Here is a 368-nt window from a genome sequence, read left to right as displayed (position 1 = left end):
TCCCGAAGCGACGCCGCCCACAACGCAAGCGTCTCCTCAATCGACGCTGCCTGCGTCCACGATCTTCGAATCATGGTTGCCCATGGATTCAGAAACCCACTAAAAAAACAACTGTAATGCTAGAGCGCGATGAGATTAGGTTTGATCTTGAGCACTCGGCGGGCGTGACGGTGTCGAGAATCGGACCAATGGCATCGTAGACGGCCTCGGTGGTCCGCTTTGCGGCTTTGCGAAGCCAATGCTTGAGTTTGGCGAAGAACTGCTCGATCGGGTTCAGATCGGGTGAGTATTTCGGTAGGAAGAACAACCGTGCACCGGCGGCACGGATGGCGCGACGTACGGCCTTGCCCTTGTGCGAGCCGAGGTTG

General features: G+C 57.1%; 1 protein-coding gene. It reads right to left on the bottom strand.

Features of this window, described 5'->3' with window-relative positions:
- Positions 1-88 precede the first annotated feature (88 nt).
- Positions 89-368: transposase (locus ACZYOF_RS44450; RefSeq protein ID WP_463719680.1), on the bottom strand; the 280-nt coding region annotated here is incomplete at its 5' end.

The organism is Bradyrhizobium sp. LeoA1Lang, from assembly GCF_055413685.1.
Note: the sequence above shows the minus strand (reverse complement) of the source record. Positions and strands in the feature narration are given on the sequence as shown.